The following is a 20,801-nucleotide window of genomic DNA, read 5'->3' on the forward strand; positions in this document are numbered from 1 at the left end:
TCGGAGGGTTCCGAACCTGCTTAGTCGCCCGGGGTGTTGCCGCGCTGGTAGCGACCGACCATCTTCCACATCGCTGCGTTCAGGTCTTCGCCGTCGGCAGCGGACTGGAGCTGTCGGTACAGGTGTTCGGAAACGTCAATGGTAGGCATCACCAGTTCATATGTCGTGTATGGTTTTAATACTACTGGGATACAGAACTGAGTAAATTTGGTCAGGTGGTGAGTGTCTGGTATCGAGAAATCGGGCGACTGCTCGGCATTTCTCGCCTGGTTCGGGGGTCCGAAATGGTGACTTTGAGGGTCTGCCATATGTCTGATTTCGTTTATTTTCGCTAGTAATCGCTCGGCCACCTGACGTGGTTATTTTTGCGACCCTCGACAGTTTTCGTCGTCGACGGGTGGGTGCGACACCAACTTTGACTCGATTTTTGACTCGACTATCCCAGCGTGTCGCCAGCCTAATCCTCATATATTATTCGGATATCTATTTCATTCCTTCGGGGGAAGAGCTAACTTGTAATCTGAAAATGATATTATAGACGAATAATCAGTGGAGTTGCGTCCAATCATGTCCATCCCATCCATCCATCAACAGCGCGGGTTTTCCATCGAACAGTGGCTGAAAACCATCTTCCAGTGGGAATTGACGCCGCTTCGAATCTCGTTGCTCTATCTGGTTCTCGGGACGGGGTCTCTCTTTTTCTCGGACGTGCTGTTGGTCCAGTGGGTCGAATCGGCGGCCTTGCTCGCCCAGTTGCAAGCCGCCAAGGGAGGTCTCGAAGTACTTCTCACCGCCGGTTTCATCTACGTCTTGACGAAGCGGAGTCGCCGCTCTCTGCAACAGAAGAACGCGTCACTCCGGAAACTGAAAGAAGAACGCACCGTTCTCCATCGCGTGTTCCGGCACAACCTTCGGAACAGCATGAACATTGTCCAAGGCTCGGCAACTAACCTTGCTCGGGACCTTCCAAACCCGGACACCAACCAGGATATCGACCGTATTCTCCGACAGAGTGACCGCGTGGTCAGGCTGTGCGAACACGCGTCGACGATAGACGAGACGACGATGGTCGACGACGAAAATCACGTCGCCATCGACCTCCCGGAACTCGTCGACACCACCGTCACCGAAATCCGAGCCCAGTACCCCGACGCCGACATCACCACTGACGTTCCCGCCGACGTGACTGTCCGAGGACATCCACAACTCGAAACCGCTCTCGAAGAAGCGATTTCGAACGCTCACCAACACGCTGGGGGCAACTCACCGCAGGTCGAGGTGACAGCCGAGCGAACCCGCGGGAACGTGGTGCTTCACGTCGTCGACGACGGGCCGGGGATTCCGGATATCGAATACGAGGCGTTAGAACCCGGTCCGAAAACGTCGCTCACGCACGGCTCTGGGTTGGGTATGTGGATGATGAACTGGGTGCTTCGGCAATCTGGTGGGGCACTTCGGTTTCAGTCGTCCGGTTCGGGCGGACACGTGGTGTTTGTGCTGCAGGGTGCCGAGGGGTGATGCTAGCCGGCTTCTGGACGGAGTTCTCGAAGGTCGTGTTCGGAATGTCTGACAGACCCTCGGCTATCCCACTCGCCAGACAGCGTCGATACGGCTCGCTACACAGTGTCGACTGCCGTAATCGCTGTTGGTTGCACGACCGCCAGAGAACACTCTCTATCGGGTGTAGGTTTCCGTAGAAGTTGGGTGGCCGGGGAGTTTGAGCCCCTAACTCTCATCGGCAACGAATCGTTACCGATGGGAGTGGGCCAACGCGGTATGCATAATCAGGCCCCTCGATGCCCTCAGACCTCCGAAATCGGTGTTTCCCCTCATCTTCACAGATTGTCGGGGATGAACTCTTGGCGGCGACGCATCCGCTGGCGAGACGAAGCACGGTCGTAGTGCTTCTCCAGAATCTTCTCGCTCACGTCGCCCCGGTCGCTGACCACCTCCCGAGGTGCGCCCGCATCACGAAACGCCGTGATAGAACCAGCGCGAACTGGGTGTGACGAAACCGAGAACGGGCACTTGCTCGCAGCGTTGTGACTCGTCGCCTCGCACTCGTCGAGGTCGCGCCCATCCGGGCAGACCTCGCCAATCGCGCACGGACGAGACCACTTGTAACACCAGAGGCGAATCGTCGTCGGTGACGGCCGGCCCTTCACCGTCGTCACCAGCGGCGAGCGTCCGAACTCGTCAGTCACCCTGTGCCGATGTGGTCCGTCGATGTAGTCCTCGATGACCGCAGCGACCCGCGGCTTCAGAGACACGTCGCGCTCGCCACGCGCCCCGTTCTTCAGACCGGTGTCAGTCTTCGGACGGTGGCGGAAGCACAACGCCCGCTCCTCCCGGTCGAAGTCCGAGACGTCGAGCGCGCGCAGCCCGCCGAGACGGCAGGACGTGCGCCACAAGATGAGAAACGCGACGTGTTCCGAGCTTGCGTACTCCCACTTGTGGAGGTAGTCGAGAATCGCGTTCGCCCGCTCGGAGTCGAGCACGCTTTCGGACACGTCTTCGCCGTGCTGTAGGCGAGGGAGTCGAATCCGGTCTGCCAGCTCCTCTGGGACCGCGTCGATGTCTGCGATGTACTGGAAGAACACGCGGAGCGTCGAGACCTGCCCCTGCATCGTCACCGCGTTGCAGGGTTCGTCACCCTCGAAATTCTCCTCGCGCTTGAACACGCGGTAGGCGTGAACCGTCCGCAGGTCCACGTCGTTCATGTTCAGCACTTCCCCGTCACCGTACTCTGGCGACTGGAGCCAGCGGATGAACGACTCGATTCGATAGCGGTGGGACCGCAGGGTGTCGTCCGAGAGGTCGTACTGGCGAGCGTCGAGGTAGTACGACAGCGCCGACTCGGGCGTAATTGGGTCGAGGTCGTTCGTCATCGAACCACCTCCGAACTCCCATCACTTCCGGTCCATCCGCTACCCTTACAGGTGGGGTTCGCTAATGCAATCATGGCGTCCTTTGGGAGGCCACGGTCCGGTACGGGGGCGCTGGCTCTGGTAGGTTGAGCGCCCTCGAAGGGGACCGTCAGCCGGGTGAGAGGTTCGGCCTGTTCTGATAAAGCACTGAGCCATGAATGCGGAGTGAAAGTGTAGGTTTGAGTGAAAGTAATGTCACTCAGTCTGACTGTACAACCGACCGTTCGTAGGGGTTGAATACCCCAAGCGGTGTAGGTAAACATGCTTCCGTACCTCCGTTACGGGAGCCATTGCGGGCCAGCGTGCCTGCGCTGGGTCCGCTTCTGACGAACTCGAACCGCTCAGAGCCGTCTGTAGCTTCCGTTGGTTGGATAGATACAGCCATTCGACTTAATTCTAACCCAGTGATTCGTGTTCTACCAATCAACATTCGATGTTTGGAAGTGAATCAACCGGTACGAGTTATAGGCCGTAGCGTGACAGAAGAGTATGCGCCCGCGCGTCGAGTGGATGAATCAGACTGACGACCGGGTACTGGAACTTTTAGACGAATCCGACCTGATTCTCAGCCCTGCTGTTGTTGCGATGAATCTCGATTACACTCGGAACTGGGTTTCCAGACGAATAAGTAAACTCAGCAAGGCAGGCTTACTTGAGGAGGTTGAGCGCGGGTACTACCGGATTTCTTCGAACGGTCGCGCCTATCTCTCCGGGGAGATCAACGCCGCCGAGTTAGAGAACAGCGAGTAAGGGAGCACCCACCACCCTTACCCGTAAAGGGGGCGGTGGATGGGTGGGTGTTAATTATCACAGGCTATCTGGAAGACCAGTACTGAAGCTTTGTCTTGTATAATCCTCATCTGCAATTTCAGGATATTGTGAGATGAGTTCTTTCGCATCTGAGAAATCACATGTTGAAGAGTAAACTTGCCGATCACAACACTCAACCTGAATCCGGTTTAACTTCTTGATCTCTGCCGGATTTGTGATCTCTGAACTAGCTAAATAATATTGGTCAGGGTCAAAGAGAGCCAGAACAGAATCTGGCGATAATGGAAAGTAGATCTGTATACCAGGAGAATGTAAACCTAGTGAACCGTACGGGCTCAAATCATATTCATTGGTCTTAGCAACAGGATTATCAGAAGTCCAGAGAGGGATATCTGTGTCATTTTCGAGAATAGCCCAATAGAATTCATCAACCAATACTTGAGCCGAAGAAACTACTGACTTCATCACATTCACATGTGTGTCTCTAAGAGAATCTGTTTCCATGGATCTCTCAAGTTCTTCACGGAAATCGTCAGTCATATTTCCGTCATAGGCATTCAGTATATGTTCTGGAATCTTCTTGAGCGATTTCCGAACAGTAGCAGTCCTTTCATCATGTAAGGCAATGTATTTCGCCATCGCACAGACATCTTCGCGGGTTATCTGTGTATTTGACAGGTCCTTCAGAATCCTGAATTTATTGTATGCGCCGGTCTGACCAACAACGTCGGACTCAATTTTTTGAAGCCAAAGCTCAGTCTCAGGGTCTTCCTCTTTCCCATCGTAGTACCAGTCAGCAACAGCGACATTGGATACAGACGCCTTAAATGTACTCTCAGAAACCTTATCGAACGCATGGACATGGTCAGTATCCTCTGATATACTAAACATCGACAAATGATACGCGTGCACCAGATGTTGGGCAATATATTCCTCTCTCACAGAAGAATACAGTAGGGATTAGACATAATAGCTATCGGCGCCCCGAGACCCAACTGTGTGGTGGTGGGGACCACTACTTAGTCCATCATGACAAGAGTAACTCGTGAAACTCTGCCCAGTCCTCGAACTGCTCCTGAAAGAGGTCACTCGGCAGGTTCCACGCCCACGGCGCGGCGTCGTCCGGGTCGTACTTCTCTAACGTTGGTTCCAAATTAACCAGCGAGCCGCCGAACAACTCGCCATCAGGCGAGTCTGAATCGGCGTCCCAGTCGCGGTAGAACGTCACTTCGTCCTGTTTCTCTTTGTAGAACGACAACGTCGAGAGTCGTTTCTGTTCGGGGTGTACGTCTTTCCCGGTGTGACTCACCACGCCGACGGACTCGACGCCGAGCTTCGAGAATCGCTTAATCGCTGGTGTCCACTGCGAGGCCACTTCGCGCCGGTAGGTCCGGGCGTCGAAGTGCGTCGAGCCTTCGTCGATTGTCACTGTCTTCGGGCGCTCGCGGTGGGTCAGTAGCACGTCCATCAGGTCGTACATCGACCGCACCACGATGTCCGCGCCGTCCCACGTCCCGACGTTCGAGATAACCAGCAGGTCATCGCCCCAGTGGGCGCGGGCGAGGTCGCCATTCAAGAGGAACATCGTGTTCGTCTTGCCCGTATTCGGGTTCCCAGCGCCGGTTATCGTAGTGAGGCCACCGTTGTTTTCGAGTTCGTCGATTAGGCGAAGCGGGAGCGTCAGCGAACTGGCGTCGAGGTCCTGTTGGGTCACTCCGACGAGGTACGAAAGCGCGGTCGCGTGCGACGATTGCACCGCACGGGTTGCGGCTTCCGTCCGCAGCGACGAATCGACGAGCCGACCGAGCGAGGTTTCGGCGAACGTGTCGGCCAGACCGTCGTCGTCTACGAGGTCGAGCGAGTTCAGGAACGACAGGTTCGCGTGGTCGCCCTTCGAGACCGGCAGCCCGGCGTGGTCCAGCAGGCGGTGGTCGCCGTCGATGCGCCCACGCACCTGTTCGTACAGTTTCGCCGCCGTCAGCAACCGTTCGTCAGTCATTCGGACTCACCGCCGTCGAGGTCGTGAGCGCAGTCGCGCCCGTCTCCGTCGCCGTCGGAGCGGTCAGGCCTGAGTTCGTCTGAATTTCCCCACTCGTTTCGGGCCTCACCGTCGTCGAGGTCGTGAGCGCAGTCGCGCCCATCTCCGCCGCCGTCGGAGCGGTCAAGCCTGAGTGTGTCACCTCCACTGTCGAGTTTCATTCTGTCTCTCCGTTTGCTGCCTGCCGTTGTTCTGCGAGCTTTGCCAGTGGGTCCGGCGCGGGTTCGTCCTGCCCCGGAGACCATTCAGTCGGGTCCTCATCGAAGATGGAATCCGATTTGTCGAGGTCGAAATCTTCCAGCACTGCGTCGATTTCCGCGTGAAGCGCCTCGCCATCGTCCGGGAGCGACCCCTTCTCGAACGTTCGAATCACGTGCTTCACGGTACGCACTGCCGCCGCGCGGACGATTGCGAAGGCGTTGATTTCGAGAGCTTCGCCCTTCCGAGCCTTCGGTTCGAGTTGGTTCCGGTTGTAGCGGAGGTATTCGAGCGCCCGCGCCAGCACTGGGTCCGGCGTCGAGCCGACCCACGTCCCGGCGACTTCCCGAGCGTCGAGGTCAACGCCACGACCGAACGCGAGGTTCGGCGTCGCCCACCACAGTTGGCCGTCGACGACTGTCCATTCAGACCAGCGTGGAGTCGGGCAGGCGTACACGCCCGCGCCGTCACGGTCCAGCAGGTCGAGGTCTACGAGCCACATCATTTGGGGGCCGCCCATCAGGTTCACAGCCTGCGAGCCGACCCAGCGGCCAGCAAGGACGGCAGAGAGGCCACCAGTGAGGCCGATGATTTGCACGGAGCGAGGGATGCGAATCTCGAACAGGAGTACGAGGCCGACGAGCAGCAGGCCGCCAGCGACCGCGAGGTGAACGCCGTAGCGCATCACCCACACGAACACCGTGACCAGTCGCCCGGCTTCTGGGTCCGGTGCGACCGTCGTCGAGGCCGCCGACATGTCCGGTTCTTCGGGAGTGTCGCGCTCAGGCGCAGCTCCGCTTTCAGGGGTTTCGTCGGTCATGCGACACGCTCCATGCCTCTGTGGAGGCCGAACCGTCGCCGCACGATTATCAGGAGCGCACCGAAGCCGGTGCCGAGCGCCCCGCCTATCGTCGCGTCTCGCACGTCCTTGCCGGTGAACGGACCGGAGATAAGCGACGACCCGGACGTGAGCCGGATTTCAGTGTACTTCCCGTTCTCGATGGAGTACGACGTGACGAGCGTCACGCGAGGTTCCGGGGAGGCAATTCGAATCGTCGTTCGTCCTGGAGGGATTGAACGAGAGGCGAGGTTCCCCGAGGCGGCACCGACCGAATCGGAGCCTGTCGGGGCCGTCACCGTCACCGTTCTGGGCAGGTCGGATTCGAGTTCGAGTACGACCGTCCCATCCGTGTACTCGGCGGAGACGATTCGAACGGCTGGGTCGCCAGCCACATCCCCGAAGTACGGTGTCTTCGAGGCGTTCGCTGGCGTCGAGGTCGCGGTCGCTGTGGTGTTGTTCGCAGCGACGGCCGTCCCGGTCGCGACGAGCAGCAGGGCGATACAACTGACGAGTGTGAGTGTGCTGTGTTTCATGGGCGCAAAGAAGTGTGTTCAGAAGGTGCTACCAGAGCGAGCCAACGTCGAACAGCCCCGTCCAGTCGGGGATTCCAACGAGGTCGCGGACTGCGTTGGTCGCCATCCCGAGCACGTCGATTCCGGCGAGTTGTAACGCGCCGCCGAGTACGACGAGGCCGACGAGTGTGCCGACCGGGAGGAACCGAAACAGGAGTGGAATCATTTCACTGTCTTCCCTCCCGTTGGATGAGCAGCACGGCGACAGCGCCGACGATAACGGCAGCGCCGACGAGTTGCGTGTTGAGGCCACTTCCAGAGCCACCATCGCCGCCGACAGCCTGCTCTCGTTCTTCGATTTCCATACGAAGTTCGGTGAGCTGCTCTTGCATCTCGAGCAGCTGGCTGGTGTTGGCGGTCTTGTAGACGTAGGTCGTCGTGTTCTGGGTCTGGATGTTGGTGCCGTCTTTCGCCGTCATCTCGGTGACAGTGAACTCATCAGTGAGGTCCACTTTCCGACCGTCTGCGGTCGCTAAGAACACTGGACCGGAGATGTTCGAGGCGTTGTACGTCGTGTTGGCCTGCCACGCGCCACCGGGCGCGCTGCGAGCCAGCACGAGACCCTGATAGGTCGTGTTCTGGTAGGTGACGTTCATCAGACCGGACGAGTTGAGGTCCGGCGTATCGAATCCCATCAGCGCGAGCGCCGCCGTCGACGAGTACAACGAGGACTCATCACCCGTCTGAGTGCCGTACTCGAACATGGCGGTGTTGGCCGAAATTACGTCTGAGGCGTTGATTTGGCCGCTATCGTAGTCCTCCCACGTCGCGTTGACGAAGTTCTCGGCTTCGTCCTGAAGGTTCGAGTTCTTCGACTGGATTACCTGAAGGCGAGTCTTGTACCACTCGTAGTCGAAAACCTCCTGTTGGTCGTAGTTGCTGTTTGGTGCTTTGACCTTCAGCGCCCCTTTCAACGTGGTCTTCTTGTTGTTGTGGGGTTCCAGATTCGACAGGCTCCACGTCTCTTCGTCGCCGGTCGTACCGAACCCTAACTGGTGATTCTTGACCGTCAGCGTCGTGTACGTCGTCGTGTTGCCGTTGACAAGCGTGTACGTCGCATTCGACCGTCCGGTAATCCAGAACTCACCATCGTAGGAACTTCCGTCTGAGTGGTCGCCGTGAGCGTACAGGAACCGCTTAGACACTCCCGACTCGTTGCGGGCGACACTGGCGAGGTACGCCATTTCGCTGGCGTGTTGCGAAGTCGCCTCAAGGACGTTCCTCTGCTTGATAGCGTAGTAGTCAGCAATCGCCTGCCGTGCAGCGACTTGTGCCTCTAACTTCGTTGCACCGTTCTGGTAGGCTTCAGCGATAGCGACCTGTGCTTTCATCCACGCGACCGACTCGGAGTCGTTGAGGTAGTTGTCAACCGGAGCAACCCACGCCTCGTGACCGGCCTTGGAACCGACTGCCCCCGAATAGATATCGACCTCTGTCTGGTTCGCGTCGATTTCTTTCATCTCCTCGATGGTGTTCGTCGTGTGAACCTCGCAGGTCCCGTGGGGGTCATCGACGCCGATGAAGAACCCGATGAAGTCGCGGAGGAATCCCGAGGGAGAACAGTCACCCGAGACTGTCTGTGCAGCCACCGGGGTTGCCGCCGAGGTCGTCACCAACAGCACCACGAACAGCACCGCCAGTCCTCGTCGTGCGAAGCTCATCAGAGGCCTCCCAAGACGATGACCGACGCCACAGCGAAGACCAGCAGCAGGTAGCCTAACGAGGCCGCTGCTTGGAGTCGAGTCATGCCAAAAGTGTGTTTCATGGCTCTGTCACCTCACTGCGACTGCCCATCCTGCGACCGTAATCAGGAACGCGAGTTGTGCGCCGAGTGGGTCGCCCAGACCGAGCAGCAGGTCTGGTATCTCAGTCGTGTACTCCCAGCCGAGGATGACCGCGGGCGTGGCGAGGATGAACCCCATCTCCCAGTACTCGTAGTGTTCGAGGTTCTTCGTCTCGGAACTCATGAACGCGATAGCGTACACTGCGAGGCTTCCGATGACCGCGTGTTGGGTCGTCAGCGTGTAGTTCGATAGCCACGTCAGCGTGATGTCCGAGATGCCGCCGAAGGCGTACAGGCCGGTCGCAACGAATACGACCGACAGCAGCGCCGGAATCGTCCGCAGCATCGCGTAGTCCGACGCGAAGCCAGCCAGTCCCTTCTGGTACCGCGACGCCATCACTTCTCACCCCGAACGTCGAAGACGTGGTACTCGCGTTCTTCCGTCTCGCCGTCGTCGGTTTCGTACTCGTAGGTGCGCGTCTTGTCGGTCTTCTTGACCGCGAGCCAGCTCCCGTTTCCGAGGCCTTTCTGTTCGATAGTGCGCCGAATCTGGCCGTTCGACCAGAACTTCACCCGGTCGGCGAGGTCGCCGCCACGAGCGAGGTGAATCACGTCGTTTTCGTTCGGACCCACGTCGCGGTCGATGTCGACGATGACGCCGACCACCGGCTCGCCCACTTCGAATTTAATTTCCTCTACTCCGTCGTCGTAGTCGTCCTCAACTTCTGTTTCTTCGAAGTCGTCGAACGACATCGGTTCAGATGCCATACAACTGTATGTCAGTCTAGTTGATACTAGCTAGCACGGGCACCCAAGTGAAAGTGAAACAAAAAACTAGTCGGATAAGAACCAATACGTTTATTCGAATCTCTTAATCCTCTGTGAGGGCCTCAAGCAGACTCTCATCGTTTAATCATCTCACCAATCCGGTCGAAAAACCACATACCTAATGGCAAAATAAAAACACTTGCGAGAATTGTAGTTGCAACAATAATATTGTTCACAAGCGGCCCGAACGACGGGTCTGGAGCATTAATAATCATAGCCACGAAGAGACCCGTAAGTAGTGCTTGGTAACCATCTGTGTAGTGTTCTTTTTCTAACTTCATTAGTCACTCCGATTTCATGTGGGGATTGGTATGAATTTAACCATGAATCTGTTTTGCAGGATGCCGCATACACTCGCGGTCCTTCTCAAAGTAGTCCTCAACGTGCAGCACGTGGTCGGCACTCTCCGGTTGGTCGAGACCGTGTATTTCAACCAAATGGCGAGCCATCCATTTTGTCTGGTAACTTCCGACGTTACACTCTGAACAGCGCCACATCTCGCCCTTCTTGAGGTCGTACTGTAGTCGCGTCTCTTGCAGCACCCGTTGAACAGGCATCTTCAGCGGAGCCATATCGACGCCACCACCGCCGGGTAGGTGTTCCTCACCGTCACGGTCGATGATTGCTTCCAGTCGCCACTCCGACTTGAGCGAGGCACGGACGAACGACTCTAGTTGAGATGTATCTTCGCCGTTCAGTATTGACTTAACAAAGTCCCAGTATTTCTTCGGGATTTCGCTGATGTTCCTGCCAACTACCTGCTCAAAAGTGAGGTCCTCATCGCTGTACTTGAGTTCAGCCTCAACACGCTTCCGTATCCGAGTTTTCGTAGTCGATTCACCAAACCTCGCCGCCGAGGTCGCGGTCGGCCAGCGTTCAGCAAGAGACAGTTCTCCAGTCGAGTCGTCGGGGGTGTCCCCTCCATCAGCAAGTGCCTCAGAGAGGACGTTGTCTGAAACTGGCTCGTCGAGGCGCGTTTGGTCGATAGCCCATCCAGAACCGCAGCACTCACAGACAACGTCTGGACCACGGCCGTCATTCCATTCGACCTGTTCACCGTGCGGGTCGGTCTGGGTGGACTGCTCCGATTCGGCACGTTGCTCGCACGCGTCCGCAGCGATTGCTTCTGTGACAATTTTCGAGCGAGAGGTCCGCCGTCGAGCAGCGGACCAGTAGATTGCACCCCACGCGAGGTATTCGACCGGCTTATCCAGCAGTTCCTCGGTGTAGCCGCCCATGTACGCCGCGAGGTACGAACCCATGTTCTCCACACCAGCGTTCAGCGAAATACAGCCGTCCGAGTCGTTGAGGTAATCGGTGTCTCGGTAGTCGTGAGCACTGAAAGAGGCGTATTCACATTCAGCGACGTGTTTGTCTATCACCCGTTCGAACTCGGGGCCGACAGCTTCCAGGTCAAGTTCGAACGCGTCGAAGTAGACGCCCACGTGGAGGTGCGTGTAGCACGCGTTCATCCCGGTACCGTCGCCGCCCATGCCGTGCGGCTCTGCCTGTAGCCAGTAGCCCCACTGGTCAGCGTCGAGGCCGAGATGATATTCCATCGTGTTCCGAAGCGTGTCGCGCACTCCGTCGTACGAAAAGGCGTCGTGGAGCGCATCGGTGTGTTCGACCGGCGGCAGTCGGTCACCGTTCGGCACTGACGACGCGGTGAAGGTGAGCATCGCGGTCGCGGGCGCGTCCCACGCCGCGACTGCCTCACCGCCGGACGGTCGTTCACCGCCGCCCATCTGTCGTTGGAGGCCGAGCGCACGCGCATACTGTTTCTTCGAGTACGTCTCGCCCCACGCGTCGGTCAGCGGTAGCTCGAACTCGTCGCCATCGTCGTTGGCGAACCGGGCGGTCAGGCCTTTGTAGCCCACGTGCGCGGTGAGGAACGCACTCAGTGCGTCAGCCCACGTCGCAGCGTGTCGTTTCTCCAACTCCGTGACGTAGAAGCCCTTTTCCATCGGGTCTTCCGGTTCGACAAACGTGTCTCGCCAATCTGCTTCGGTCACGATGCGCCGGAGCTTCCGCTCGTGCGTCTCGCAGATTGGTGTCTCGGCCAGTTCGGGGTACTTCTCGATGAATTCCAGTACGCGTTCGTGGACCCGTTCCTCGAAATTGTCCTCTGCTGGAGAACCGGCGGTAGACGCCTCTACAGAGTTAGTCTCCTTGGAAGGCCGAGAGTCACCACTCTTGGTTGGCGAGTCGTGAGCGCCGGGTGTCGGGGCACCTGGACTACTCACGTGCGCCCCCGTCAGCAGAGAGAGGTTCGCCCTGGAGGTGGTGGCGACTGTGGGCAACAGGTTCGACAGCGACGAGGTTAGACGGCGTGTTCAGCCACGGGATTGAAATCTCGTGGTGAACGTGCCACCCGACCGGCAGCGCGTCGAGGCCGTGTTCCGCGACGAAGACCAGCCGGTGGATGTAGACCGTGGCGTCGTCGCCACCGCTCCGGCATCTAACGTACTCGTAACCCTCGCCAGTGTGGTGGAGGGTTAGAGCAGCATCATCGGCCACGCTCGCCTCCGTCTGTACAGAGGAAATCGTTCAGACGGCACTGGGCCTTACCGCCACTCGTTTTCGGCCGACGGCCGTCGGCCTCTTGCGGCCCGGCTTCCGGGTCGAGGGACAAGCCCTCGCTTCCAGCAGGACGGTCAGGGCGGTCGCGCGTTAGCACCGCGCGCCCGCCGAGAACCTGCCCGTCCTCTCCGGGCCTTGCGGTGGTTTCTGAAGCAGCAAGATGCGCCCACAGGAGCGAGGTGAGACGGTGGTCCCGTATCTCGTCCTCGATGGCAGGGATGCGCGCGCAGTCCTTGCACTCGCGCATCTTGGCCGCGCGTTCGTCGTGGTCGACGAGACACGAAGCGTTGCAGCTCCGGCAGTGGTACCGGACGTGCCGCCACAGATTCGTCTCTCGACGAGTCTGGGACATTAGAGACCACCTCCGGCTACTAAGACCGATAGATAGCGGTGACCCTCGTTAGGTCGGATTATGGACTGATGTAATACTGGCCGCTCTTGATTTAGCGGAACCGCAGAATCTTGGTGGCTGGGGAGCCATAAGACCCAATTTAGTTCGGACAGAGTCCGACTAAATTTTGGATGGGCCAACGCGGATTTGAACCGCGGGCCTCCCGGTTATCAGCCGAGCGCTCAACCTGACTGAGCTATTGGCCCAGGTAAGCGCATTCACTCGTTGTGCGCTGTTGATTTTAAGACTTTCTTTTCGAACCAGCGTTGGTGCGTGTTAGTGAATGTCGGCGTCGTCGGGCGGTTCCGCGGTTCTGAGCAGTCGCTGTTCACACGGCTAACGGTGTGAAAGCCCCAGAGAACCGCAGGACGAAAGAACGAACGGGAGAATCAGCGCGTTACTCGGAGTCGTCGCCGCCGAACCGGTAGGAGTTGGGGTCGGCGTCGTAGACGCCATCGCCGTTGGAGTCGCCCTGCGGGAAGCCGGCGGTCCACACCGTGCCGGAGACGAACCCGTCGGCGCGCTTGTCGAGGTACGGCTTGACGACGAACCGCTTGAGCACCTCGCGGATGGGATAGCGCGTCACCGGGATGGAGATGAGGAAGCCGATGGTGTCGGTGACGAGGCCGGGCGTCAGGAGGAACGCGCCCGCCGCGATGAGCAGGCCGCCGTCCATGAGTTCGTTCGTGGGCAGGTCACCCGTCGCGAACTTCGATTGGAGATTCCGAAGCGTGTGTCGGCCCTCCGCGCGGACGATGAGCATCCCGACCAAGCCGGTCAGGACCACGAGCGCGACAGTGGGCACGAGGTCGATGTACTGCGCGACGACCACGAGGAGCAAGGCGTCGGAGAGAGGGATGAGGAGCAAGAGCGCCATGAGCGTGCGCGTTCGCATGGTCGCCTCTACCGGGTCGCGGCCCATAGCCCTTTTGTCACCGGAGTGGCGCGGGGGACATCGACACCTCGCCGTGTGCCTTGCCACCTCGAAGCGCTTACCCGCATCCACCGCGCATGAACTGACATGACCGACGAGACGCGCGTCGAGTGGCGAGCGTGGGGTGCTGACGCGTTCGCCGAGGCGCAGTCGGCCGACGAGCCGATTCTGTTGTCGTTGACAGCGACGTGGTGTTCGGACTGCCACGAGATGGACGCCGAAACGTACGCAGAACCGCGCATCGCCGCGAACATCAACGACGACTTCGTCCCGATTCGGGTCGACGTGGACCGACACCCACGGATTCGAGAGCGGTACAACATGGGTGGCTTCCCGTCGACAGTCTTCCTCACACCCGACGGGCGGCCCATGACCGGGACGACGTTCGTCCGTCCGGACGGGATGCGACAAGTCATAGAGCGCGTCCGAGAGGTGTGGGAAAAGAAGGGGTCCGACGCCGGTCGAATGCCTCGCGCGCTCGCTGGCGACCTGCCGCCGGGTGGCGAGCTATCGGACCGAATCGAAGAACACCTCGCGGGGCAACTGGAGGTCACCTTCGACGAGAAACACGGTGGTTGGGGCGACGCCCAGAAGTTCCCGCTCCCGCGCACCATCGAGTTCGCACTCAAGCGCGACCAACAGCGCGCGCTCCGAAGTCTGGATGCGGTTCGAGACGGCCTTTTCGACCCTGTCGAGGGCGGGTTCTTCCGCTACGCCGACGACCGCTCGTGGACGAATCCGCACCGCGAGAAGACGCTCGAATCGAACGCCGCCCTGGTGCGAGCGTTCGCAAACGGGTATCGGTACACCGGCGATAGCGCCTATCGCGACCCGGCAGTCGAGACGGCGCACTTCCTCGTCGAGTCGCTGTGGTCGGGGACCGGATTCGGCGGGAGCATGGGCCCGGCCGCGGGAACCGACTACTACCTCCTCGGTTCCGAGGGGCGCGAGGAGTCGCCCGGCCCGCGAACCGACTTCACCGTCTACGCCGGTGGCAACGCCCTCGCGGTCGACGCACTCCTCGTTCTCGCTGGGCTGACCGACGACGAGACCGCCCGCAAGTACGCCGACCGAGCGCTCCATCGAATCGGTGAAGACCTCGTCGACGACGGGGTCGTGACACACTTCCAGTCGGGCGGCGAGTCGGGCGAATCACTTCTTCTCGAAGACCACGCTCGCGTGGTCGCGGCCGCCTGTCGCGCCCGACAAGTCTTGGGAACCGACGGTGTCGCTGGCGAGTCGTACCTCGACTTCGCGACGTCCGTCGCGGATGCCGCCATCGACGAACTCTTCGACGATGGGTCGTTCCGCGACGGGCCAGCGACTGGCGACGGCCTCCTGTCGCATCCTCTTCGCCCGCTCGATGGAAACGTCGAGATGGCGAACGCGCTCGTCGATCTCGCGATTCTGACCGGCGAGGACCGGTTCCGCGACGTTGCCGAAGAGACCATGGCCGCATTCGCCGGTGCGTGGGACCGAATCGGCGTCCAGGTCGCCGAGTACGGGGCCGTCGCCGCCCGCCTCCTCCGCGACCCGCTCGTGGTCGAAATCGGCGGTGACGTCGGGACGGACCTGCATCGGGCGGCACTCAGAGTCGCCGACCACGAGGCCCTCGTCGTCCCCGACGCGGACGTCGAAGACGGGACTGCACGTGTCAGCCTCGGAGATACAAACCGAGAGGCAACCACTCCAGACGAGTTGATGCGAGCGGTGTCTTCAGTCACACCCGACGCCTAAGTCGGCGATTTTCCAACCGGATGTTGGTGTAAACATCCGGTTTGTTTATAACGAAGAAACGAGACAGACGGAGCATGGCAAGTCTTCGCGATCTCGGATTATCGGAATACGAAGCGCGGGCGTACCGCGCGCTCCTTCGGACGGGAGCAACGACGGCCAAAGAGCTCTCACGGGCGAGTGACGTTCCGATGGGCCGAATCTACGACGTGTTGAACAGCCTCGAACAGTACCACCTCATTCGGAGTCAGGCGGCGAGCCGGCCGAAGAAGTACGTCGCCGTCGAACCTGACACGGCGCTCGACCGACTGCTCGAAAGCAAGCGCCAGGAGTTAGACGAGAAAGCCCAGCAGTACCAAGAAGTCGTCGACGAGTTGACGACCGAACTCGACGCTGCTGAGCCGGTTCACGACCAGTTCTGGACGGCCGCGGTCGGCGACGACGAAACGGTCGACCTGCTCATCGAGCGACTGTCGGCGGCCGACGAGAGCCTCGTGATGGTCGCCGGGACGCCCTCGCCCCAGTTCGACCTCGGAGCTGTCGGCGACCTCGTCGTCGAAGAAATCGAGGCGGCGCTCGAACGCGGCGTCGAGGTGTCGGTCCTCATGTCTCCAGATATGGTCGATTCGCTCCCGGAGAGTGTCGGGCGGCGCTACATGGACCAGCTCTCTGACCACCCGCAGTTCCACGTTCGGACCGCGGAGAATCTGACGGGCGTGTTCAACCTCATCGACGACGTCGAAGTCTGTATCGAGGTGCCGAATCCGCTGGACCCCGGGCAGGCCTTCGCGATGATCGACCTGAAAGACCCGGACTTCGCGGCGGACCTTCGAGAAACGTTCGAGCCGCGGTGGGAGCGGGCGGTCCCACTGGCGCTGTAAGGAGCGTCGGGTTGGGTTAGCGCGCGAGTTCGTCGCGAAGCTGTCCCAGCGTTACTTCTCGCTCTGCGTGGGCGTTGTGCTGGTGAATCGATTCGTCGTTCGACTGCTTCATGTGAATGACGGCGTCGTCTGCGAGGTGGTCGAAGCTCTCGACGGCCATCTCGGCCATCGACCGGACGCAGTCTTCGACGAACTTCGCGTTCGCGTGTGCGTGGTACGTCATGTGGTCTTCGTCCGGGCGCTTCGCGAGGTTGTAGATGCGCGCCGACATCGAATCACGGGCCATGTCGACGAGGTCGATGAGGTCGACATCCGGCGACCCCTCGGTCTCGACGGTGAGCGTGGCGTGACCGCGCTGGGAGTGACCCGGCTGCGGGACTTGGTCGAGGAACTCCTCGATGGTGTCGTCGTCGACCGCGAGGTCCTGGAGGACGTCGCGGGCGCGGGATGCCGACATCCCCTGCGAGCAGGGACAGACGGTCATTCCGACGACTTCGGCACCGATTTCTTCGCGAGTTCCCTCCTCGGTCGCCGTCGCACCGGCGATGATTTTCGCGGTGCTCTGGGTCGCCAATCCGCTTGCGGGGGTGTCTTCCCGCATAACGAGTTCGGCGGTCATCTTGACCTCGGCAGTCGTCGTGTAGTCGTGTTTTGCGAGCAATCGTTCGGCAGCGTCGCCGCACATGTCTTCGACGCGATAGGCGGGTTCGGAGACCGCAGCTTCGAGAACCTCGTCGATAACCTGCATATTACGGCTCATGTCGATACCCTTGCGTCCGCCGGGCAGGTCGACGAATACCTCGAACTCAGCCATCAAGATGAGCGGCCGCTTGTCGTCACGGGCGATCTTGACGAGCTTCTCGACGCCTGTGACGCCGACCTGACTCAATCCGACCGTTACGTCGGGCTGAGAGGCCTGTACGTCAGGCAACTGGTGACTCATCGGGGAAGCAAAAGGACTGTCCGTGATTAGGGCTTTCGGTAGGGGACCCGAATCGATTCGACTCGCAGTGACGTACGGCGACGACTCGTGGAAGGAAAACGGACGATTGTGGTTCGTTCAGCCAATTCGTGTTCGCGCTCGTGGTAGCGGGACAACCTATTTGGACACTGTTGACGTATGGCATACCATGAGTGCCGAAGGCCTCGAACGACAGACGCGGAGTTATCTCAGCAACAACGTCCCGCAGATTCAGGAACACGGCGGGTTCTTCGAGATTCAGGACGTAGATGAGGACGCGGGAGAAGTGACAGTCGCTATCGGTGGAGCGTGTTCCGGTTGTGGTATCGCACCGATGACGATGAAAGCGATACGTCACCGTCTCCCCGAAGAACTCGACGACATCTCGAAAGTGAACGTGGTTCGTGCGGGTGGACCGCGAGCCGCAGTCATGCCGACGAAGACCGAAGAGATGGAAGAGATGGACGAGTACGAAGACTACTCGCCGCCGTTCTGAGCGGTCGGTAGTCCGACGTTTTTCGTTCGAGCGTCTCGACTGTGGGCTGTGTCGCTATCGAGCGGTTGCACCGGCCCGACCCGAGACCCGGACTCGCTGACTACGGCCAGTCGTCGCGGCCGTCGTCGTCTTCGAAGGGGTCTTCGACCGGGTCGTCGTCGCCGGCGAGAGGCCATTCGGCGGCGTCGGCCGCCTCCTCGACGGGGAGGAACTCCCAGCCGGCTTCTTCGGCGATACTGCGGTCGTCGTCGGTCGTGCCGACGAAGACGTGTCTGTCCGTGTCGAACTGACGCATCACGTTTTCGAGGCTCTCTTCGACGCCGCGCGGCCCGGAGAAGAAGTCCTGACGGATTCGCTCCTTCCGGGTGAAGTTGGTCACGACGTAGGTCGGCTTCTCGCTTACCACGCCGACGTACTTCGACCAGCGGCGCGCGTCGCTAAACGCCGCATTGGGGTCGGCGAGGCGCTTGAGCGCCTCCAGTTCGAACGCGAGCGTCATCGTCCCTTGGCCGCCGCCTGCTGCCATGTCCTGCGATAGCGGCGAAGCGTGGAAAACCACTTCGGTCCTCGCCGTCGCTCGGCAGCACGGCTCGTGGGTGACGAGACGCCAGGAAAGTCGTCGTGAGCGAACGATGCAGCGGGACGGCTAGTGGATGCGGACGTACTCGGTAAACACGACGACGTCTCCACGCGAGAGATTCGTGGATTCCGGGTCGATGTCGAGGTGACCCGAGGGGAGCGCAGTCGTGAGAGCCTGTTGCGTCCGGTCGCTCAGTTCGTCGAAGTGTCGAACCCGAGCACCCGGGGGAACGTCCGTGATTGGCACGACGGCAGGAGCAGCTTTGAACGCTGACGCCGATGCCGGCTGTCCATCCTTCGATGACATATGGTAACACATGGCTTTGGATACCATAAGTGTTTGTGACATATCAACGTACCACAATCCATGAATGAGTGACACGGTTACCGGGAGAGTCGGAGAGGGATAGATGAGAGTCGGAGAGGAGGAGATGAGAGTCGGAGAGGAGGAGATGAGAGATGGAGAGGGGGAGATGAGAGAAACTGAACGAACGATAGTATCCAGCGGTCCGTCCAGAAGAACGTCGTGAGACGCGGTCTTACTGCTCGGCGGCCGCGCCTTCGAGGTCTTCGAGTTCGAAGTCCTGCTTGACGAGGGTGTCCTTCTGACCGCTGATGTCGACCTGTTCGCGCATCAGCTTCTTGTACTTCGTCTGCGGCGAGAGGTCGCCGATGAGGACGCCGCCGACGATTTTGCCGTCCTTGATGGCGAGACGCCGCCACTCGGTGTCGGAGTACTTGGCTTCGACGTGGTCGTCGCCGAGGGTCGGGTGACCGAACGAGAGGAACGGGAAGTCGAAGTGCGTGATGGAGTACGACGAGACCCAGCGGAACTCTTCGGTGCCGTAGTCGACCATGTTCTTCGCGGCGATAGTGCCCTGTTCCTTGGCGGAGCCCCACGCGCCGTTCTGGGCGCGCTCGCCGAGGATGAGGTCGTGGAACTCGGTGATGTCACCGGCGGCGAAGATGTCGTCGTGGTTCGTCCGCATGTACTCGTCCACGTAGACGCCGTTGTCGTACTCGATGTCGGTGCCCTGGAGAATCTCGGTGTTGAAGTTGAGACCGATGGCGATGCCGACGAAGTCGGCGTCATAGTGGTCGCCGTTGGGGTCGACAGCCGTCGTGACGCGGTCCTCGTCGTCGACCTCGAAGTGGTCGACGCCGGAGTCGAAGACGGGCTCGACGTTGCGCTCGCGGAGCGCGTTGTGGATAATCTCTGCGCCGTCCTGCGAGAGCGCGTAGCGCCACCACGCCTTGCCGCGCATCAGGTACTTGCCTTCGACGTCCTGGGCGGCGGTGATGGCCGCGAGGTCGATACCGAGGAGGCCCGCACCGATGACGACCGAGTTCTCGGCCTGTTCCATGTGCTCTTTGATGTTGCGAGCGTCCTGGAACGTCCAGAAGTGGTGGATGCCTTCGGCGTCGGAGTTCTCGACGGGGAGTTGCGTCGGCGTCCCACCGATAGCGAGAAGGAGTTTGTCGTATTCGTACTCGGTCCCGTCGTGGGCGGTGACCGTGTGCGCGTCGGGGTCGATGTTCGTGACGAGGGTGTTCAGTTCGAGGTCGACGTCGCGGTCGTCGTACCACGATTCGTCGTGGATAGAGATGGGCGCTTCGGGGAGTTTGCCCTTGGCGAATTCTTTGATCAGAATGCGATTGTACAGTGCTTCACCCTCGTCGGTGAGGATTGTGATGTCGGCCTCGGGGTCCTCCTCGCGGAGCGTCTCCGCGGCGGAGGCACCCGCGATACCGTCGCCGACGATCACGTACGATTGACTCATAACCCGACGTTTGTATTCGGGGTTAATGTGGATTGCTATCTCCCTCATTATTCATGAGGCGGCCGAAAACCGAAGCGAGAGTCGACAATCCCAAAATATGACGGGCTAGTGGCACTCGTTGGCAGTGTCACAGTCGCCGGTCCCGGCGCCGTCGGTGACGACCGGCGATGCACCAGTTCGAACCCGTCGAATTCCGGCGCGAACGCGCCAAAGTGCGCGCCGGATGTCGGCGAGAACACCGCTGTCGACGAGGGCACGTACGCCAGCGCGGAGTACGATGCCAGCGCCGACGAACCCCAGTGGCCAACCGACAAACAACGCGACGAGAGCGACCCCGGCACCGAGTGGTGCGAGAACTGCCGCCAGAAGGGTCGCCGCAGTGATGCCAACGACGGCGACGGTGGCGACAAACAACGTGTCTACGAGCGTTTCGACGCCCTGTGGGGCGCGGTCGAGCGAGTCGGGAAGTCCGCGAGTAGTGTCGTGTCCCATGGTCGTGTTCCTCA

At 60.0% G+C, this 20,801-nt stretch carries 25 protein-coding genes and 1 tRNA gene; 5 read left to right on the forward strand and 21 right to left on the reverse strand.

Annotated elements, in window-relative coordinates; genetic code table 11:
• Positions 1 to 20: 20 nt before the first annotated feature.
• On the reverse strand, positions 21 to 149 hold the full coding sequence (locus tag KU306_RS01410; protein ID WP_007542708.1) for a hypothetical protein: 129 nt from the start codon (positions 147 to 149) through the stop codon (positions 21 to 23).
• A gap of 418 nt (positions 150 to 567) precedes the next feature.
• Between KU306_RS01410 and KU306_RS01415 the strand changes: the two genes are divergently transcribed.
• Positions 568 to 1,518 (forward strand): sensor histidine kinase, encoded by a 951-nt coding sequence (locus tag KU306_RS01415; RefSeq protein ID WP_258302645.1) that lies wholly within the window; start codon positions 568 to 570, stop codon positions 1,516 to 1,518.
• A gap of 317 nt (positions 1,519 to 1,835) precedes the next feature.
• Here the strand turns inward: KU306_RS01415 and KU306_RS01420 are convergent, their stop codons facing one another.
• A complete protein-coding gene (locus KU306_RS01420) occupies positions 1,836 to 2,888 on the reverse strand; it encodes a tyrosine-type recombinase/integrase (protein ID WP_258302646.1) in 1,053 nt (350 codons plus the stop codon).
• Positions 2,889 to 3,416: 528 nt separating this feature from the next.
• On the opposite strand from KU306_RS01420, the gene KU306_RS01425 reads away from it, so the two are divergent.
• Positions 3,417 to 3,677, forward strand: a complete 261-nt coding sequence (locus KU306_RS01425) for a MarR family transcriptional regulator (protein ID WP_258302647.1) — start codon at positions 3,417 to 3,419, stop codon at positions 3,675 to 3,677.
• A gap of 57 nt (positions 3,678 to 3,734) precedes the next feature.
• Here the strand turns inward: KU306_RS01425 and KU306_RS01430 are convergent, their stop codons facing one another.
• The 14 genes from KU306_RS01430 to KU306_RS01495 form a co-directional block, all read right to left on the reverse strand.
• On the reverse strand, positions 3,735 to 4,640 hold the full coding sequence (locus KU306_RS01430) for a DUF4238 domain-containing protein (protein WP_258302648.1): 906 nt from the start codon (positions 4,638 to 4,640) through the stop codon (positions 3,735 to 3,737).
• 85 nt (positions 4,641 to 4,725) lie between these two features.
• Positions 4,726 to 5,697, reverse strand: a complete 972-nt coding sequence (locus tag KU306_RS01435) for a hypothetical protein (RefSeq protein WP_258302649.1) — start codon at positions 5,695 to 5,697, stop codon at positions 4,726 to 4,728.
• Positions 5,694 to 5,897 carry a hypothetical protein gene (locus KU306_RS01440; protein WP_258302650.1) on the reverse strand — a complete coding sequence of 68 codons (204 nt, stop codon included), beginning with the start codon at positions 5,895 to 5,897 and terminating at the stop codon, positions 5,694 to 5,696. Before KU306_RS01440 ends, KU306_RS01435 begins: the two co-directional genes overlap by 4 nt.
• Positions 5,894 to 6,754 (reverse strand): DUF8125 domain-containing protein, encoded by an 861-nt coding sequence (locus KU306_RS01445; RefSeq protein WP_258302651.1) that lies wholly within the window; start codon positions 6,752 to 6,754, stop codon positions 5,894 to 5,896. The genes KU306_RS01440 and KU306_RS01445 overlap by 4 nt, the downstream gene beginning before the upstream one ends.
• Entirely contained in the window at positions 6,751 to 7,308 is a 558-nt protein-coding gene (locus tag KU306_RS01450) for a DUF8063 family protein (RefSeq protein WP_258302652.1), read from the reverse strand. The genes KU306_RS01445 and KU306_RS01450 overlap by 4 nt, the downstream gene beginning before the upstream one ends.
• 28 nt (positions 7,309 to 7,336) lie before the next feature.
• The gene (locus KU306_RS01455; RefSeq protein ID WP_258302653.1) at positions 7,337 to 7,513 is read right to left on the reverse strand and encodes a hypothetical protein; all 177 of its coding nucleotides are present in this window, start codon (positions 7,511 to 7,513) and stop codon (positions 7,337 to 7,339) included.
• Between the two features lies 1 nt (position 7,514).
• A complete protein-coding gene (locus KU306_RS01460; RefSeq protein WP_258302654.1) occupies positions 7,515 to 9,008 on the reverse strand; it encodes an Env/VP5 family phage fusion protein in 1,494 nt (497 codons plus the stop codon).
• Positions 9,009 to 9,119: 111 nt separating this feature from the next.
• On the reverse strand, positions 9,120 to 9,527 hold the full coding sequence (locus tag KU306_RS01465; protein WP_258302655.1) for a DUF8023 family protein: 408 nt from the start codon (positions 9,525 to 9,527) through the stop codon (positions 9,120 to 9,122).
• Positions 9,527 to 9,898 (reverse strand): hypothetical protein, encoded by a 372-nt coding sequence (locus KU306_RS01470; protein ID WP_258302656.1) that lies wholly within the window; start codon positions 9,896 to 9,898, stop codon positions 9,527 to 9,529. Before KU306_RS01470 ends, KU306_RS01465 begins: the two co-directional genes overlap by 1 nt.
• Positions 9,899 to 10,275: 377 nt before the next feature.
• A complete protein-coding gene (locus KU306_RS01475; protein ID WP_258302657.1) occupies positions 10,276 to 12,201 on the reverse strand; it encodes a hypothetical protein in 1,926 nt (641 codons plus the stop codon).
• Positions 12,194 to 12,475, reverse strand: a complete 282-nt coding sequence (locus KU306_RS01480; protein WP_258302658.1) for an HNH endonuclease family protein — start codon at positions 12,473 to 12,475, stop codon at positions 12,194 to 12,196. Before KU306_RS01480 ends, KU306_RS01475 begins: the two co-directional genes overlap by 8 nt.
• Entirely contained in the window at positions 12,465 to 12,890 is a 426-nt protein-coding gene (locus KU306_RS01485; protein ID WP_258302659.1) for a hypothetical protein, read from the reverse strand. Before KU306_RS01485 ends, KU306_RS01480 begins: the two co-directional genes overlap by 11 nt.
• A gap of 171 nt (positions 12,891 to 13,061) precedes the next feature.
• A tRNA-Ile gene (locus KU306_RS01490) sits at positions 13,062 to 13,135 on the reverse strand.
• A 191-nt stretch (positions 13,136 to 13,326) separates the two neighbouring features.
• Positions 13,327 to 13,824, reverse strand: a complete 498-nt coding sequence (locus tag KU306_RS01495) for an FxsA family protein (protein WP_193788114.1) — start codon at positions 13,822 to 13,824, stop codon at positions 13,327 to 13,329.
• 126 nt (positions 13,825 to 13,950) lie between these two features.
• Between KU306_RS01495 and KU306_RS01500 the strand changes: the two genes are divergently transcribed.
• Positions 13,951 to 15,600, forward strand: a complete 1,650-nt coding sequence (locus KU306_RS01500; RefSeq protein WP_258302660.1) for a DUF255 domain-containing protein — start codon at positions 13,951 to 13,953, stop codon at positions 15,598 to 15,600.
• A gap of 74 nt (positions 15,601 to 15,674) precedes the next feature.
• Entirely contained in the window at positions 15,675 to 16,478 is an 804-nt protein-coding gene (locus KU306_RS01505) for a TrmB family transcriptional regulator (RefSeq protein ID WP_007542693.1), read from the forward strand.
• A gap of 16 nt (positions 16,479 to 16,494) precedes the next feature.
• Here KU306_RS01505 and mptA read toward each other — a convergent pair whose 3' ends face one another.
• Positions 16,495 to 17,421: a GTP cyclohydrolase MptA gene (mptA, locus tag KU306_RS01510; protein WP_007542692.1), complete on the reverse strand. Its 927-nt coding sequence runs from the start codon at positions 17,419 to 17,421 to the stop codon at positions 16,495 to 16,497.
• Between the two features lie 187 nt (positions 17,422 to 17,608).
• On the opposite strand from mptA, the gene KU306_RS01515 reads away from it, so the two are divergent.
• Complete coding sequence (locus KU306_RS01515) at positions 17,609 to 17,935, forward strand: NifU family protein (protein WP_007542691.1); 327 nt, start codon at positions 17,609 to 17,611, stop codon at positions 17,933 to 17,935.
• 100 nt (positions 17,936 to 18,035) lie between these two features.
• Here KU306_RS01515 and KU306_RS01520 read toward each other — a convergent pair whose 3' ends face one another.
• The 4 genes from KU306_RS01520 to KU306_RS01535 form a co-directional block, all read right to left on the reverse strand.
• The gene (locus tag KU306_RS01520; protein WP_193788120.1) at positions 18,036 to 18,434 is read right to left on the reverse strand and encodes a DUF7124 domain-containing protein; all 399 of its coding nucleotides are present in this window, start codon (positions 18,432 to 18,434) and stop codon (positions 18,036 to 18,038) included.
• A gap of 147 nt (positions 18,435 to 18,581) precedes the next feature.
• Positions 18,582 to 18,821 carry a DUF7979 domain-containing protein gene (locus tag KU306_RS01525; RefSeq protein WP_244509657.1) on the reverse strand — a complete coding sequence of 80 codons (240 nt, stop codon included), beginning with the start codon at positions 18,819 to 18,821 and terminating at the stop codon, positions 18,582 to 18,584.
• A gap of 232 nt (positions 18,822 to 19,053) precedes the next feature.
• Complete coding sequence (locus KU306_RS01530; protein WP_007542688.1) at positions 19,054 to 20,295, reverse strand: NAD(P)/FAD-dependent oxidoreductase; 1,242 nt, start codon at positions 20,293 to 20,295, stop codon at positions 19,054 to 19,056.
• A 105-nt stretch (positions 20,296 to 20,400) separates the two neighbouring features.
• On the reverse strand, positions 20,401 to 20,787 hold the full coding sequence (locus KU306_RS01535; RefSeq protein WP_258302661.1) for a hypothetical protein: 387 nt from the start codon (positions 20,785 to 20,787) through the stop codon (positions 20,401 to 20,403).
• Between the last annotated feature and the right edge of the window lie 14 nt (positions 20,788 to 20,801).

Origin of the sequence: Haloferax larsenii (genome assembly GCF_024730625.1) — an archaeon.
Classification (GTDB): domain Archaea; phylum Halobacteriota; class Halobacteria; order Halobacteriales; family Haloferacaceae; genus Haloferax; species Haloferax larsenii.

Bases quoted from the DNA above. Each gene is read 5' to 3' on its own strand.
- KU306_RS01410 (WP_007542708.1), bottom strand. From the start codon at position 149: ATGCCTACCATTGACGTTTCCGAACACCTGTACCGACAGCTCCAGTCC.
- KU306_RS01415 (WP_258302645.1), top strand. From the start codon at position 568: ATGTCCATCCCATCCATCCATCAACAGCGCGGGTTTTCCATCGAACAG.
- KU306_RS01420 (WP_258302646.1), bottom strand. From the start codon at position 2,888: ATGACGAACGACCTCGACCCAATTACGCCCGAGTCGGCGCTGTCGTAC.
- KU306_RS01425 (WP_258302647.1), top strand. From the start codon at position 3,417: ATGCGCCCGCGCGTCGAGTGGATGAATCAGACTGACGACCGGGTACTG.
- KU306_RS01435 (WP_258302649.1), bottom strand. From the start codon at position 5,697: ATGACTGACGAACGGTTGCTGACGGCGGCGAAACTGTACGAACAGGTG.
- KU306_RS01440 (WP_258302650.1), bottom strand. From the start codon at position 5,897: ATGAAACTCGACAGTGGAGGTGACACACTCAGGCTTGACCGCTCCGAC.
- KU306_RS01445 (WP_258302651.1), bottom strand. From the start codon at position 6,754: ATGACCGACGAAACCCCTGAAAGCGGAGCTGCGCCTGAGCGCGACACT.
- KU306_RS01450 (WP_258302652.1), bottom strand. From the start codon at position 7,308: ATGAAACACAGCACACTCACACTCGTCAGTTGTATCGCCCTGCTGCTC.
- KU306_RS01455 (WP_258302653.1), bottom strand. From the start codon at position 7,513: ATGATTCCACTCCTGTTTCGGTTCCTCCCGGTCGGCACACTCGTCGGC.
- KU306_RS01460 (WP_258302654.1), bottom strand. From the start codon at position 9,008: ATGAGCTTCGCACGACGAGGACTGGCGGTGCTGTTCGTGGTGCTGTTG.
- KU306_RS01465 (WP_258302655.1), bottom strand. From the start codon at position 9,527: ATGGCGTCGCGGTACCAGAAGGGACTGGCTGGCTTCGCGTCGGACTAC.
- KU306_RS01470 (WP_258302656.1), bottom strand. From the start codon at position 9,898: ATGGCATCTGAACCGATGTCGTTCGACGACTTCGAAGAAACAGAAGTT.
- KU306_RS01485 (WP_258302659.1), bottom strand. From the start codon at position 12,890: ATGTCCCAGACTCGTCGAGAGACGAATCTGTGGCGGCACGTCCGGTAC.
- KU306_RS01495 (WP_193788114.1), bottom strand. From the start codon at position 13,824: ATGCGAACGCGCACGCTCATGGCGCTCTTGCTCCTCATCCCTCTCTCC.
- KU306_RS01500 (WP_258302660.1), top strand. From the start codon at position 13,951: ATGACCGACGAGACGCGCGTCGAGTGGCGAGCGTGGGGTGCTGACGCG.
- KU306_RS01505 (WP_007542693.1), top strand. From the start codon at position 15,675: ATGGCAAGTCTTCGCGATCTCGGATTATCGGAATACGAAGCGCGGGCG.
- mptA (WP_007542692.1), bottom strand. From the start codon at position 17,421: ATGAGTCACCAGTTGCCTGACGTACAGGCCTCTCAGCCCGACGTAACG.
- KU306_RS01515 (WP_007542691.1), top strand. From the start codon at position 17,609: ATGAGTGCCGAAGGCCTCGAACGACAGACGCGGAGTTATCTCAGCAAC.
- KU306_RS01520 (WP_193788120.1), bottom strand. From the start codon at position 18,434: ATGACGCTCGCGTTCGAACTGGAGGCGCTCAAGCGCCTCGCCGACCCC.
- KU306_RS01525 (WP_244509657.1), bottom strand. From the start codon at position 18,821: ATGTCATCGAAGGATGGACAGCCGGCATCGGCGTCAGCGTTCAAAGCT.
- KU306_RS01530 (WP_007542688.1), bottom strand. From the start codon at position 20,295: ATGAGTCAATCGTACGTGATCGTCGGCGACGGTATCGCGGGTGCCTCC.
- KU306_RS01535 (WP_258302661.1), bottom strand. From the start codon at position 20,787: ATGGGACACGACACTACTCGCGGACTTCCCGACTCGCTCGACCGCGCC.